This window comes from Microbacterium pullorum (assembly GCF_014836535.1).
Lineage (GTDB): Bacteria > Actinomycetota > Actinomycetes > Actinomycetales > Microbacteriaceae > Microbacterium > Microbacterium pullorum.
The window spans coordinates 50070-63331 of the sequence record NZ_JACSQP010000003.1 but is presented as its reverse complement, the minus strand read 5'-3'; the positions used below and the strand labels follow the sequence as shown (position 1 = coordinate 63331).

16 protein-coding genes are annotated in these 13262 nt (G+C 72.0%); 11 read left to right on the top strand and 5 right to left on the bottom strand.

Annotated features, from left to right (window positions below; all coding sequences use genetic code 11):
- Positions 1-233 precede the first annotated feature (233 nt).
- From H9651_RS05205 to H9651_RS05175, 7 genes are all read left to right on the top strand, one after another.
- Positions 234-1265 (top strand): aldo/keto reductase, encoded by a 1032-nt coding sequence (locus tag H9651_RS05205; protein ID WP_191718079.1) that lies wholly within the window; start codon positions 234-236, stop codon positions 1263-1265.
- 66 nt (positions 1266-1331) lie between these two features.
- Positions 1332-1931 (top strand): histidine phosphatase family protein, encoded by a 600-nt coding sequence (locus tag H9651_RS05200; RefSeq protein ID WP_191718077.1) that lies wholly within the window; start codon positions 1332-1334, stop codon positions 1929-1931.
- A 79-nt stretch (positions 1932-2010) separates the two neighbouring features.
- Entirely contained in the window at positions 2011-2940 is a 930-nt protein-coding gene (locus H9651_RS05195) for a hypothetical protein (RefSeq protein ID WP_191718075.1), read from the top strand.
- A gap of 107 nt (positions 2941-3047) precedes the next feature.
- Positions 3048-4022: a hypothetical protein gene (locus H9651_RS05190; protein WP_191718073.1), complete on the top strand. Its 975-nt coding sequence runs from the start codon at positions 3048-3050 to the stop codon at positions 4020-4022.
- Positions 4019-5629, top strand: a complete 1611-nt coding sequence (locus H9651_RS05185) for an efflux RND transporter periplasmic adaptor subunit (RefSeq protein WP_318244768.1) — start codon at positions 4019-4021, stop codon at positions 5627-5629. The genes H9651_RS05190 and H9651_RS05185 overlap by 4 nt, the downstream gene beginning before the upstream one ends.
- On the top strand, positions 5626-6303 hold the full coding sequence (locus H9651_RS05180; RefSeq protein ID WP_191718071.1) for an ABC transporter ATP-binding protein: 678 nt from the start codon (positions 5626-5628) through the stop codon (positions 6301-6303). The genes H9651_RS05185 and H9651_RS05180 overlap by 4 nt, the downstream gene beginning before the upstream one ends.
- A complete protein-coding gene (locus H9651_RS05175; RefSeq protein ID WP_191718070.1) occupies positions 6303-7640 on the top strand; it encodes an ABC transporter permease in 1338 nt (445 codons plus the stop codon). Before H9651_RS05180 ends, H9651_RS05175 begins: the two co-directional genes overlap by 1 nt.
- A gap of 7 nt (positions 7641-7647) precedes the next feature.
- Here the strand turns inward: H9651_RS05175 and H9651_RS05170 are convergent, their stop codons facing one another.
- On the bottom strand, positions 7648-8127 hold the full coding sequence (locus tag H9651_RS05170; RefSeq protein WP_191718068.1) for a GNAT family N-acetyltransferase: 480 nt from the start codon (positions 8125-8127) through the stop codon (positions 7648-7650).
- 31 nt (positions 8128-8158) lie between these two features.
- On the opposite strand from H9651_RS05170, the gene H9651_RS05165 reads away from it, so the two are divergent.
- Entirely contained in the window at positions 8159-8971 is an 813-nt protein-coding gene (locus tag H9651_RS05165; protein WP_191718066.1) for a 4-hydroxy-tetrahydrodipicolinate reductase, read from the top strand.
- Complete coding sequence (locus H9651_RS05160) at positions 8968-9432, top strand: hypothetical protein (RefSeq protein WP_191718065.1); 465 nt, start codon at positions 8968-8970, stop codon at positions 9430-9432. Before H9651_RS05165 ends, H9651_RS05160 begins: the two co-directional genes overlap by 4 nt.
- On the opposite strand, the gene H9651_RS05155 is transcribed toward H9651_RS05160, so the two are convergent.
- The 4 genes from H9651_RS05155 to H9651_RS05140 form a co-directional block, all read right to left on the bottom strand.
- Positions 9429-10343, bottom strand: coding sequence for a TIGR01777 family oxidoreductase (locus H9651_RS05155; RefSeq protein ID WP_404802994.1), 915 nt, complete (start codon positions 10341-10343; stop codon positions 9429-9431). The two genes, H9651_RS05160 and H9651_RS05155, sit on opposite strands and share 4 nt — an antisense overlap.
- Before the next feature lies 1 nt (position 10344).
- Entirely contained in the window at positions 10345-10770 is a 426-nt protein-coding gene (locus H9651_RS05150; RefSeq protein WP_191718063.1) for an OsmC family peroxiredoxin, read from the bottom strand.
- An 88-nt stretch (positions 10771-10858) separates the two neighbouring features.
- Complete coding sequence (locus H9651_RS05145; protein WP_191718061.1) at positions 10859-11449, bottom strand: DUF4395 domain-containing protein; 591 nt, start codon at positions 11447-11449, stop codon at positions 10859-10861.
- A complete protein-coding gene (locus H9651_RS05140) occupies positions 11442-11882 on the bottom strand; it encodes a TlpA family protein disulfide reductase (protein WP_225216419.1) in 441 nt (146 codons plus the stop codon). Before H9651_RS05140 ends, H9651_RS05145 begins: the two co-directional genes overlap by 8 nt.
- Positions 11883-11939: 57 nt before the next feature.
- On the opposite strand from H9651_RS05140, the gene H9651_RS05135 reads away from it, so the two are divergent.
- On the top strand, positions 11940-12749 hold the full coding sequence (locus tag H9651_RS05135) for a thymidylate synthase (RefSeq protein WP_191718058.1): 810 nt from the start codon (positions 11940-11942) through the stop codon (positions 12747-12749).
- Positions 12746-13255, top strand: coding sequence for a dihydrofolate reductase (locus tag H9651_RS05130; RefSeq protein WP_191718056.1), 510 nt, complete (start codon positions 12746-12748; stop codon positions 13253-13255). Before H9651_RS05135 ends, H9651_RS05130 begins: the two co-directional genes overlap by 4 nt.
- The last annotated feature ends 7 nt before the right edge of the window (positions 13256-13262 follow it).

The window sequence follows — 13262 nt, the reverse complement described above, 5'->3', positions numbered from 1 at the left end:
TCGCCTGAGCGCTGTCCGGATGCCCGTTCCTCTCACGAGGGGCGGGCATCCGCCGTTTGTCCTCCGAAGGGTGGACAGTACACGGCGTGCGTGACCAGAACGTTATGGAATATTCACCCGACGTGCACCGTGGTGTCCGGTGGTGTCGGAGGCCTGCTTTACCCTCGGAGTAAGCGCCGGGGGCGTGGCAGACGGCTCGCATCCGCGCAGCGGAACATCGAGGGGGTGGCAACATGGGTTTGTTCGGTGTCGGTTCACCCCACTCGTCCTCGCGCCTCGTCACCGAGCCCCGCACCACGCATCCGTCTGCTCCCATTCCGGTGCAGGGCCCACCCATCGGCCAGGGCGTGCGGGCGACCCTCGGCGAGTCCGGTCTGCAGGTTTTCCCGTTCATCCTCGGCGGTGCTGAGTTCGGGTGGCGGGTCGATCTCGAATCCAGTCACGCGATCCTCGACACTTACCTCGAGGCCGGCGGCAACGCGGTGCACACGTCCGACTCGTTCGCCGGTGGCCGCAGCGAACACATCATCGGTCAGTGGGTGCACTCGCGGGGGCTGCGCGACGACCTGGTGCTCGCGGTGCGCATCGGCGCCAACCCCGACCACCCGGGGCTCGGCCCCGTGAACCTCGTCCGCTCCGTCGAGGCCTCCCTCACGCGGCTGCGCACCGACCGCATCGACCTGCTGTACCTCGATGGCACCGTCGACCGCGGCACCGCACTCGAAGATGCGCTGGCCACCGTGGAGTGGCTCATCGAATCGGGCAAGGTGCGTTCGCTCGGTGCCTTCGGGCTCACGGCGCCGCAACTGGTCGAGGCACGCATCCTCTCGTCGGCGGGGCTGCCGCGGGTCACCGCGCTGGATGCGCCGTACAACCTGCTGCGCCGCACCGAGTTCGAGGGCGACCTGCGCCTCGTCGCCGGTGCGCAGAGCATCGCCGTGACCCCCTCGCACGCGCTCGAGCACGGCTTCCTCGCCGGCCGTCACCGCTCGCGCGCGGGAGTGGGCACCTCGGTGCGCGGCTCCCAGCTCGCGGCGAGCATGAATCGGCGCGGCACCCGCACGCTGCGCGCCCTCGACGCGCTGGCGGCCGAACTCGCCGTCACCGACGCCGCGGTGGCGTTGGCGTGGCTGCTGGCGCAGAAGACCGTCGTCGCGCCGATCGTCAACGTCTTCTCACCCGCTCACGTTGACGAGCTGGTGCAGGGCGTGGGCGTGAGGCTCGGCCGCAGCCAGCTGGCGGACCTCGCCCGCGCAACCGTGTGATGAAACCCTGACGTAGGGTGGAATGGTGCGCCACGGCGTGCGTTCCCCCCGATGAAGCGAGCGAATGTGACGCAATATCTGTTTCTCGTGCGGCACGGAGAGCATCTCGACGCAGAGCACGGCATCGATGACGGGCCCCTCTCGCCGCGCGGTCAGCGGCAGGCCGCTCTGCTGGCGGACCGGTTGTCGGGGGTGCCGCTGACGGCGGTGTGGCATTCGCCGCTCGAGCGCGCCGCGCAGACGGCACGTGCGGTGGCCGATCGGCTGCCGGCGGTGTCGCCGCAGCCCAACGCGTTGCTGTTCGACTGCGTGCCCACCGGCATGTCCGAGGACACCCCCGCGGTGTACGAGTCGTTCTTCGGGTCGTACACCGAGGCCGAGATCGAGGCCGGCGGGGCGCAGATGGCCGATGCCGTCGGCGAGTTCCTGCGCCGCAAGCCCGACGCGCACGAGCTGCTCATCACGCACAACTTCGTCATCGCGTGGTTCGTGCGCGAGGTGTTGCAGATGCCTGAGTGGCGCTGGCTGACGCTCACGCAGGCGCACTGCGGGCTCACCGTGGTCGCGCAGCGCCCCGGCCGCCCGTGGACCCTCGTCTCGCACAACGACCTCGGTCACCTGCCGGTGGAGCTTCGCACCGGCATGCCGGAGTTGCCGCCGGTCTGATCGGCACGTGCCGCCCCGGCCTGCCTCACCGCCTACCTTGATCGCGACACGACACCCGCTCGCGAAGACCGGAGATCCGATGCAGCGCCCCACCGCCGTAGCCCTCCTGGGCGCCGCGGTGCTGCTCGTGCTCACCGGGTGCGCGGGCGGCGACGCCGATGCGGATCCGCGCTCGACGCTGGATTACTACCTCGGTGCGGCGTGGGGTGGAGATCTCGGCACCCCCGAGCAACGCGAACAGCTGCAGCGCGAGAGCGAGCGGCGCGACCAGTTGGTTGCGCAGTGCATGACCGCGGCCGGTTTCGACTACGTCGCCCCCGGTGCGGTCGGCGATGCGGGGGCGCCAGCGGCGGCGGCGGCGGCATACGAACCCGACTCCCGCGACTGGGTGCGGCAGTACGGCTACGGCATCGTGACCTCTCCCGGCCAGGCTGACGCCGTCTCGCCGACCGGGCAGGCGGTCGATCCGAATGAGGACTACGTGGCTGGCCTCGACGACGAGCGCCGGGCGCAGTATTACGCCGCGCTCTACGGCGGCGGCGAGGGCGAGGGCGCCGCGGGCGGATGCCACGACTGGGCTCAGCAGGAGCTCGAGGGCGACAACCCGCTCACCTCGGGCGAGCATGCCGAGCTGATCGAGGCCGTCAACGGCTTCTACGCCGACCTGCAGACCGTCCCCGAACTCGTGGAGCTGAACGCGCAGTGGGCGGCCTGCATGACGGGGTCGGGATACGCGGGCTTCAGCGTGCAGCGCGACGCGGAGACCTCCATCGCCGAGGCGGTGGCCGAGTACTACGGCCGTCAGACGGCCTGGGAGCCGGACGACCCCCAGCTGGCCGTGCTCGCCGACGAGGAGGCCGCCCTCGCCCTGGCCGACCTCGACTGCCGTGAGGAGACGGACTTCCGCGCGCGCGAGGCCACCGTCACGGCGACGTGGGAGAAGACCTTCGTCGCCGAGCACCGCGAGCAGCTCGAGGCGTTCAAAGCCGACGCCGAGGCGGTCGGCTGAGCCGCATCGCCGTGTCATCCTTCAGAAGGATGCGCGAACTCACAGCAATCCCATAGCCTGACTTCAAATGGAGCGGTCTGAGGCCGCCGGGGGACTCTGGGAGGAACATGTACCGCCATACCGCGGGTGCCGTCGTCGGCGCCGTCGCACTGATCGTCGCGTTGACCGGATGCACGCCCGCAGCACAGGGCGGTGCCGACGAGGAGGAGCTCTCGCCGCTCGGGCGCTACCTGTCGGCCGCGTGGGGCGGGGACCTCAGCGAGGAGGAGCAGATCGAGCGCATGGAGAAGGACCACACCGCGCGCGAAGAGCTCGTCGCGCAGTGCATGACCGAGGAGGGGTTCGAGTACATCCCGGTGCCCAACACCGGGTCGATCTCCTTCGCCTCCGACGACGTCTGGGACCCGGACTCGCAGGAGTGGGTGGCCCAGTACGGGTACGGCATGATCAACTACCCCGGTGGGGAGGAGGCGATGGCGCCCTCCGAAGAGTATGTCGACCCCAACCAGGACTATGTCGCCGGACTCTCCGAGGCCGAGCAGACCGCCTTCTACGAGGTGCTGTACGGCCCGCCCACCCCTGAAGAGGAGATGAGCGAGGACGGCTCGTACGAGTACGACTGGACGACGGCGGGATGCCACGGCTGGGCGCAGCATGAGATGGACGGGGACGACCCGACCACCTCCGACGAGCACAAGCCGCTCATGGATGCCGTCAATGACTTCTACATGGGCATGGCCACCGCCCCCGAGCTCGCCGAGCTGAATGCGGCGTGGGCGGCGTGCATGGACGACGGCGGCTACCCGGGGTTCGCCGCCCAGGGCGATGCTCAGACGTCGATCAGCGACGAACTGAACGTCTACTACGAGAACCAGACCGAGTGGCTCGAGGACGACCCCGAGCTCGCGAAGCTGGGGGAGCGCGAGATCGAGCTGGCACTGGCCGACCTCGAGTGCCGGGAGAAGACGGACTACCGCGAGAAGACCACCGAGGTGATGGCCGCTCTCGAGGAGCAGTTCATCGCGGACCATCAGGCGGAGCTCGACGCGTTCGTCGCCGCCGCAGAGCAGGCTGATCGGTGAGCAGGCGCACCGCACCGGTCTTCGACGAGCTGCTTCCCGACGACGATGTGACGGTTTCGGACGCGTCGACGTCGTCACCCGACGCCGACGATGCGCGCGTGCACGGCTGGCGGCGTGTGTTCCGCACGAATCGGGTGCTGTGGATCATGGCCGCTGCGGCCGTGGTCAGCCTGGTCGCGGGGCTGCTCGTGGGCCGGTTCCTGCTCTCGCCCGCCGACGCGGCGTCGCTGACCGACCCGCCGGCACCCGGTCTCATCACCGTCGCCGTCGAGCGCGGCATCCTCAGCAACGACCTCGCCATCCGCGGTGACGTCGGTTACGCCGACTCGGTCGAGGTCACGATCGACACGGCGGCCCTCGGCGGGCCGGCCGTGGTCACCGGCAGCGTCCCCGAACCCGGGGCGACCCTGGACCCGCTGTCGGTGGCGCTGGAGGTCGCCGGGCGCCCCGTCATCGTGCTGCCGGGTGTGCTGCCGGCCTACCGCACCCTGGTGTTCGGTCTCACCGGGCCCGACGTCGTGCAGTTCAAGCAGGCGATGCAGCAGGTGGGGATCGACGCCGGCGACCCGGCATCCGATGTCTTCGACGAGACCGCCGCCGCCGCCGTCACCGCGCTGTACGCGCGCGTCGGTTACCCGGCGCCCGCCGCGGAGGCGGGCGCGGGGGACGACGTGCTGGCCGCCCAGGAGGGGGTGCGCTCCGCCGAGCAGGCGCTGGCGTCGGCGCGGGCCGACCTCGGGCAGGCCGGTGGCGGTGCGTCACCGGTCGACGTGCGCGCCGCCGACAACGCCGTCAACAGCGCCCAGCGCGCGCTCGACGTCGCGACGTCGCAGGGGCCGGTCGACCCCGCCGCGATCCCCGGGTGGGAGGCCGAGGTCGCCGACCTGCGCGACGCCCTGGAGCTGCGTCAGCTCGAACGCCGACAGCTGGATGCCGCCGTCGACACGTCGGCCCAGCGTGCCGCCGTCGATGCGGCGGACCGGCAGCTGGCCGATGCCCGCTCGAGTCTCACGCGGGCGCGGGAGCAGGCCCTGCCGTCGCTGTCGGCTGGAGAGGTGCTGTACCTCGGCGACCTGCCCCGTCGCGTCGACGCCGTCAACGTGACGCGCGGTCAGGTGCTGCAGGGGCCGGCCATGGTCGTCTCCGGCGCGACGGTCACCGTCACCGGCAGCGCCGCGCCCACCGATGCCGCACTGCTGGAGATCGGCGGCGAGGCGTCGTTCGAACTCGCCGACGGCACACCGCATCGCGCGGTGATCTCCGCCCTCACGCCGGGGGCGTCGCAGGGCGACCGCTGGACGATCGCGCTGCAGCCCGACGAGCTCACCGCCGACCAGGCCATGCAGCTGCAAGGCCGCAATGTGCGGGTGTCGCTGCCGGTGGGTGCGACCGCAGGCGAGGTGCTGTCGGTGCCCGTCGCGGCCCTCACCGCCGGCCCCGGCGGCGAGGCACGCATCGAGGTGGTCGACGGTGACCCGCGCGAGGGCAGGGACGCCGAGACCCGGCTCGTCGTCGTCACGACCGGGCTCGCCGCCGGCGGCTCGGTCGAGGTCACGCCCGTCGAGGGGGAACTGGGCGAGGGCGATCTCGTGGTGGTCGGGCGGTGAGCGCCCCGCTCCTCGAACTGCGCGACGTCACCCGCTCGTTCCCCGGTCCGCCCGAGGTGCAGGCATTGAAGGGCGTGAACCTGCGGGTGGGACGCGGCGACTACGTGTCGATCGTGGGACCCAGCGGGTCGGGCAAGTCGACCATGCTGAACCTCCTCGGGCTGCTCGATCGCCCGAGTGTGGGGGAGTACCGCATCGACGGGACCGTCACCGGCACGCTCTCCGAAGACGACCGCGCCGCGGTGCGCGCTCGCCGCATCGGCTTCGTGTTCCAGTCGTTCCACCTCATGCCCCGGCGCACCGTGCTCGACAACGTGCTCATGCCCATGCTCTACAGCGGCGTGCCGCGCCGCGAGCGCGAGAGCCGTGCTCGGCGCACGCTCGAGCGCGTCGGGCTGAGCCACCGCACCGACTTCCTGCCCACGCGGCTCTCCGGCGGCGAACGTCAGCGGGTCGCGGTGGCGCGGGCCGTGGTGAGCACCCCCAGCGTGCTGCTGGCCGATGAGCCGACCGGCAACCTCGATGCCGCGACCTCGCAAGAGGTGATGGAGCTGTTCGACGACTTGCGTGAGGACGGCCTGACCCTCGTGGTGATCACGCACGACACCGCCGTCGCCGCCCGCGCCGACCGCCGGGTGCGCATCGCCGACGGCCGACTCACCGAGGAGGGCTGATGGCCCGGTTCTCGCTCCGGTGGCCGCCACTGCGGCGACGGCCGCGCTCCCGCGCGGACGGTGACGCAGCGGCATCCGGGTCCGCCGCCACCGCAGGCCTCGTGCCGCACGTGCCGCACGCCGACCGCTTCACCTTTCAGGACCTCGTCGTCGAGGCCACCGCCGACATCGGCTCGCGACCGGGCCGGCTGGCGATGACGCTCGTGGGCACCGTGCTCGGCATCGGCGCGCTGGTCGCGACCGTCGGGTTCGCCCAGACCGCCGCGCACCAGATCGCCCGGCAGTTCGACGCCGTCAAGGCGACGCAGGTGGTCGTGGCGCCCGGCGAGGCTCCCGCCGCCTCCGGCGGCAGCGTCGCCACGACCCGGCTGCCGTGGGACGGCGTGGACCGTGTCACGCGGCTGGTGGGAGTGGAGGCGGCGACGCTGATCGCGGAGGTCTCGCTCGGCGCCGACACGATCACGGCGGTCCCCGTCAACGATCCGTCCGCCGCGGTGGCGGCTTCGCCCGCGCTCGTCGCGGCGACCGCGGGGCTGCTGGACGTCGTGGGCGGCCACCTCGTCACGGGCCGCATGTTCGACGCGGGGCACGATGTGCGCGCCGACCGGGTGGTCGTGCTCGGGTCCCGCGCCGCCGAGCGGCTCGGCATCAACCGCGTCGACCGTCAGCCCTCGGTGTTCATCGGCGGGGTGCCCTATGCCGTCCTCGGCGTCTTCGGCGATGTGCAGGCGCGCGGCGACCTGCTCGATTCGGTCGTCATGCCGCTGCACACCGCCCGCGCCGAACGGGCGCTGGGTGCTCCCGGCGAGATGCAGATGCGCATCGCGATGGGGACGGGCCCGCAGGTCGGTGAGCAGTCGGCCATCGCCCTGTCGCCCCATGCACCCGAGAACCTGGAGGTCTCGGCGCCGTCGGCCCGCTCGAACCTGGGCGACAGCGTGAGCGCCGACGTCAACGTCATCTTCCTCATCCTCGGCGGCATCGTGCTGCTGGCCGGTGCCCTCGGGATCGGGAACGTCACGATGCTCAACGTCATCGAGCGCGTCCCCGAGATCGGCCTGCGTCGGGCGCTGGGGGCGACGGGGCGGCAGATCGCGTCGCAGTTCGTCGTGGAGTCGATCATCATCGGGCTGCTGGGCGGGCTCATGGGGGCGGCGCTGGCCGTCGTGTCGGTCGTGACGTTCTCGGCTGTGCAGCAGTGGACGCCCGTCATCGACCCGTGGATCGCGGTGGGCGGCGCGGTGCTGGGCGCCGTCGTCGGACTCGTCGCCGGCTGGTTCCCGGCCCGCCGGGCGTCACGCATCGAGCCGGTGACGGCGCTCCGCGGCGGCAGCTGAGCGCGGGCTACACCGCTGGGGCGAGCACCTTGCCGTACCAGCGCGTCGCGTTGGCGTTGTCGTTGTAGGGCGCGATGGCGGTGAAGCCGGATGCCGCGTAGAGGCTGCCCGCCGCCTCGAGGGTGTGGTGGGTGTCGAGTACGAGCTCGGCGGCATCCCACCCCCGGGCGGCATCCTCCAGGCCCGCCAGCAGCACGCGGCCCCAGCCGCGACCCCGGGTCTCGGGACGCAGGAAGAGGTGCTTCACCTCGTAGCGCGCGCCGTGCGGCCCTTCCGGGATGCGACGGATGCCGCCGCAGCCGACGGCCCGTCCGTCGTCGTCGACCACCAGGAGGAACACGCCCGCCGGCGGGGTGAAGCTCGCCGGATCGGGGAACACGGTGCGGTAGGCCTGGCCGGGAAAGCTCTCGGCCCGCATGCCGAAATACTCCGTCAGCAGCTCGTGCGCCGTGGGGTCGTCGACGGGCGCGGGGCGCAGGCTCACCATGGGTTCGAGCGTAGCCCCGTAGGCTGGAGCCATGACGACACGCGTGGCCATCGTGGGCGGAACCGGCAAGCTCGGGCGGATCGTCCGCACCGTCGTGGACGAGGCCGACGGGTTCGAGCTGGTCGCCTCGCTCTCGTCCGCCAGCGACCTGTCCGAGATGGATGGCGCGGACCTCGTCATCGACACCTCGGCCCCCGCCGTCTCGGTCGACGTGGTGCGCCACGCCATCGACCACGGGCAGCAGCTGCTCATCGGCACCTCCGGCTGGTCGGCGGAGCGCATCGCGCTCGTGCGCCCGCTCGTGGCTCAAGCCGGCACCGGCGCGGTGTTCGTCCCGAACTTCTCCCTGGGCTCCGTCCTCGGCTCGGCGCTCGCCGCGGCATCCGCCCGCTTCTTCCCCTCGATCGAGATCGTCGAGGCGCACCGGGAGACCAAGATCGACTCACCCAGCGGCACCGCCGTGCGCACGGCCGAGCTGATCGCCGCCGGTCGCGCCGCCGTCGGGCCTGTCGAGTCGCCCTACGTCGACCAGCGCGCCCGCGGCCAGCAGGTCGCGAGCGTGCCGATCCATTCGCTGCGTCGCCCCGGCGTCATCGCCCGTCAGGAGACGATCCTGTCGGGACCGGGGGAATCGCTCACGATCGTGCACGACACCATCGATCCCGCCCGTGCGTACGCCCCCGGCATCCGCCTCGCCCTCGACGCCGCCCGCGATGCCCGCGGGGTGATCGTCGGGCTCGACAGCTTCCTCGACATCGGTCTGCGCACGCCGGGCACCCCCGACGGTGCCCCCGTCGAGGAGGGTGGCGTGCCCGGCCAGGTCGCGCGGACCACGGGCGCATGAGCACGCGCATCGGCGTCGCCCTCATGGCGGTGATGCTCGCGCTGTACATCGGGCTGGTCGCCCAGCGCGGCTGGCTGCTGCTGCAGAGCGGTGAGCCCATCGGCGTCGCGATGGGGGTCGCGCTGTTCCTGCTGCCCGTCATCGCCGCGTGGGCGCTGGGCCGCGAAGTCTGGTTCGGCGTGCGCGCGCAGCAGGTGGGCCGGCGGCTCGAAGCCGAGGGAGCCCTCCCCACCGAGGACATCGCGCTGCGCCCCAGCGGCCGCCCGCACCGGGAGGATGCCGACGCCCTGTTCCCCGCGTACCGCGCCGCCGTCGAGGCCGCGCCCGACGACTGGCGCGTCTGGTACCGGCTGGGTCTGGCCTACGACGGTGCCGGCGACCGGCGGCGCGCCCGTGGTGCCATCCGCCGTGCGATCGCGCTGGAGCGCACCGACCGCGCGGCGCGCGCCGGTCGCGACTAAGGGGCGGTCAGAGCCGCCGCGACCGCGTCGTCGACGGTGCGGTGGTGGAAGGCGAAGCCGGTCGACGCGAGCACCTCGGGCACGACGTCGGCATCGGTGGTCAGCAGCGCTTCGGTGGCATCGCGCCCCAGCGCGAGGCGCAGCGCCCACACCGGCGCGCGCACGACGAATGGGCGGTTCATGCGCACCGCCAGCGCGAAGCCGAGGTCGTTGGCGGTCGCCCGCGTCGGGCCGGTCAGGTTCACCGGGCCGGTGAGGCCCGCGGCGATGACATGCCGGATGGCGCGCACCTCGTCGTCGAGTGAGATCCACGGCCACACCTGCGTGCCGCGACCGATGGGGCCCGAGAGCCCGGCCTTGGTGAGCAGCATGAGCGGGCCCAGCACCCCACCGCGGTCGATGACGGGGGCGGTGCGCAGCACCGCGACCCGTGCCCGATCGCCGGCGGCGAAGGCGGCCGCCTCCCACTCACCGCAGAGATCCGCCAGGAACGTCTCGCCCCGGCCCGACCGCTCGGTCAGGCGCTCACCGGGCACCGAGCCGTAGTACCCGACGGCGGATGCCGAGACGAACGCGGGTGCGTCGTCGCCGAGCGAGCGCACCGCCGACGCGAGCGCCTGGGTGGGGGTGATGCGCGACCACAACAGCTTGTGCCGGTACGACGCTGTCCAGGGGAACCGGCCGATGCTGGCGCCGTTGAGGCCCACGACGGCATCGGCGCCCGCGAGCACCCCCGGATCCAAGGGACGTTCGTCGACGAGCCAGGCGACCTCGTCGGGCGACGTCGGCGGATGCCGCACGAGCGTCGTGACCGCCACCCCGTCTGCCCGCAGCGACCGCGCCAGTGCGCGACCGATGAGACCGGAGGCACCGGCGATGACGACGCGCTGCGGCATCCGCTGATCAGTCATGTCAGGCGAGGGTCGCCTCGAGGGTGATCTCGATGCCGGCGAGGGCCGCCGAGACGGGGCAACCGGTCTTCGCCTCGTCGGCGATGCGCGCGAAGTCCTCGCCCGACAGGCCCGGCACGGTGGCGTTGACGTTGAGGTGGCTGCCGCTGATGCCGGTGCCGGGGACGAACGTCACCGACGCGGTGGTCTCGATGCGCTCGGGCGGCGTACCGTTCTGGGCCAGGGCGTTGGACAGTGCCATCGAGAAGCACGACGAATGCGCCGCGGCGATCAGTTCCTCGGGGGTCGTCACCGAGCCCGAACCTTCGCTCCGCGCCTTCCAGTTCACGTCGAACGGTCCCTGGTGGGAGCTCGACAGGGTGACATCGCCGGAACCCTCGAACAGGGTTCCGTTCCATGTGGTGCTGGCTTCGCTCGTGACGCTCATGCGGTCCTCCCGGTTCCCGGGAGCGCCGGGCGCGCCCCCGGAGCGAGCCTAACGGGGCGGATGCCGCGACGGAATGCGGCTGCGGGGTTCAGACCGCGTTCGGGCGGGCGCGGCCGACGAGTCCGACGCGCTGCAGCAGCAGGTAGAGCATGCAGCCCAGGCACAGCCCGAACACGGCGTTGAGGAAGGCCGCCATGAACGCCGCGGCGGCGGCGATCGGCAGTGCCCAGGGCACGCCGGCCAGGTGCAGTGCGAGGCCGGCAGCGGTCACGAACAGGCCCACGCCCTGCGCGAAGCGCGGCGGGCGGGGGTCTTCGAGGTCGACGGGGGGACTCAGACGGGGCTGCACGAACCGGCGGTACCCGACACCCCAGGGCGCGGTGCGCGGGGAGACCACGCCCCACAGGAACAGCAGCGCGACCACGAGCAACGCGAGGAAGCCGGGGTCGAGGGCTCTCTCGGCGAGCGAGGCGTAGGCGATCGTCCACGTCGCTGCGGGTGAGTACACGTCGTCGGCCAGCGGCGCGTACGCGAACCAGCCGATGGGCGCGCGCGCGGTGGAGAGTCCGACCAGGCTCAGCAGGATCGTCACCAGCAGCAGCACCGAGGTGATGGCCGCGCCGAAACGCGGCCCACGCGGGTCGATGCCGCGCGGGGCGGCATCCGTCGGTTCAGACACGCGCCGATCCTCCGGTCAATCGCGAGAGCTCGAGCTCGACGACGTGCCTGTTGGGGACACCGCCGAAGCGGGTCTGGATGGTGCCGTCGCCGTCGAGGATGAGGGTCGTCGGAGTCTGCAGGATCTGGAAGTGCTTGGCGATGTCGGGGCGGTGAGTGAGGTCGACGTCGAGATGCAGCACGCCCTCACGGCCATCGGCCAGTGACGACAGCGACCGATGCACGCCCGGGCAGCGCGCACACAGCTCGGTGCTGAACTGCAGCAGCGTCGCGGTGTCGCCCAGCCGCTCGGCGCCCAGCCGCTGCGGATCGACCACTTCGTTGGGGATCTGACGTTGCGGGCGCCCCTGTCGCCACTGCACGAATCCGCCGACGCCGAGGGTCACCGCGAGCAACGCGGTGAGCACGACCAGGGCATCGACGACATTCACCATCGCCCAGGCTAGTGCCAGGCATGACCGGCGTCGTTCCCCGCGGGTATCGTGGCAGCCGTGACCACGGCGATCCCCACCCCTTACGAGGACCTCCTGCGTGACGTGCTCGAGCACGGCACCCACAAGGACGACCGCACCGGCACCGGCACGACGAGCGTCTTCGGCCGGCAGATCCGGTTCGACCTCGCCGAGGGGTTCCCCCTCATCACCACCAAGCGGGTGCACTTCAAATCCATCGCGTACGAGCTGCTGTGGTTCCTGCGCGGCGAATCGAACGTATCGTGGCTGCGTGAGCACGGCGTGACCATCTGGGACGAGTGGGCGGATGTCGACGGCGAACTCGGCCCCGTCTACGGCGTGCAGTGGCGCTCGTGGCCGACGCCCGACGGCGGCTCGATCGACCAGATCGCCAAGGTCGTCCAGCAGATCCGCACCAACCCCGACTCCCGCCGGCACATCGTCACCGCGTGGAACCCCGCCGAAGTGGACTCGATGGCGCTGCCGCCGTGCCACGCGCTGTTCCAGTTCTACGTCGCCGACGGCAAGCTCTCCTGCCAGCTCTACCAGCGCTCCGCCGACCTGTTCCTCGGCGTCCCGTTCAACATCGCCTCCTACGCGTTGCTGACCATGATGGTCGCCCAGCAGGCCGGCCTCGAACCCGGCGACTTCGTCTGGACCGGCGGCGACTGCCACATCTACGACAACCACCTCGAGCAGGTGCGCGAGCAGTTGAGTCGCGACCCGTACCCGTACCCGACGCTGCGCTTCGCCCGCACGCCGGAGTCGATCTTCGACTACCGCTACGAGGACTTCGTCGTCGAGGACTACCAGCACCACCCCGCCATCCGCGGCGCGGTCGCGGTATGACCGCGCCCATCGGGCTCGTATGGGCCGAGGCGCATGGCGGAGTCATCGGCGCCGACGGCGGCATGCCGTGGCATGTGCCCGAGGACCTCGCCCACTTCAAGGCCGTCACCGCCGGGAGCCCCGTCATCATGGGTCGCCGCACCTGGGAGTCGTTCCCGCCGCGGTTCCGGCCGCTGCCGGGGCGACGCAACATCGTCGTCACCCGCGACCCGCAGTGGCAGGGCGACGGCGCCGAACGCGCCGCATCGCTGGATGCCGCACTGCGAACGGCCGACCGCGGCGCCCCCGCCCGGGTCTGGGTGATCGGCGGCGCGGGGCTCTTCCGCGAGGCCATCGATCGCGCCGACCTGCTGGAGGTCACCGAACTCGACCTCGAGGTCGGCGGCGACACCTTCGCCCCCGACCGCGCCGCCTGGCGCACCGTCGCGGGAGACCCCGCCCACGGGTGGCACCTCTCGCGCAGCGGCATCCGCTATCGCTTCCTCACGCTGCAGCCGGCGTCGTAACCTCCGT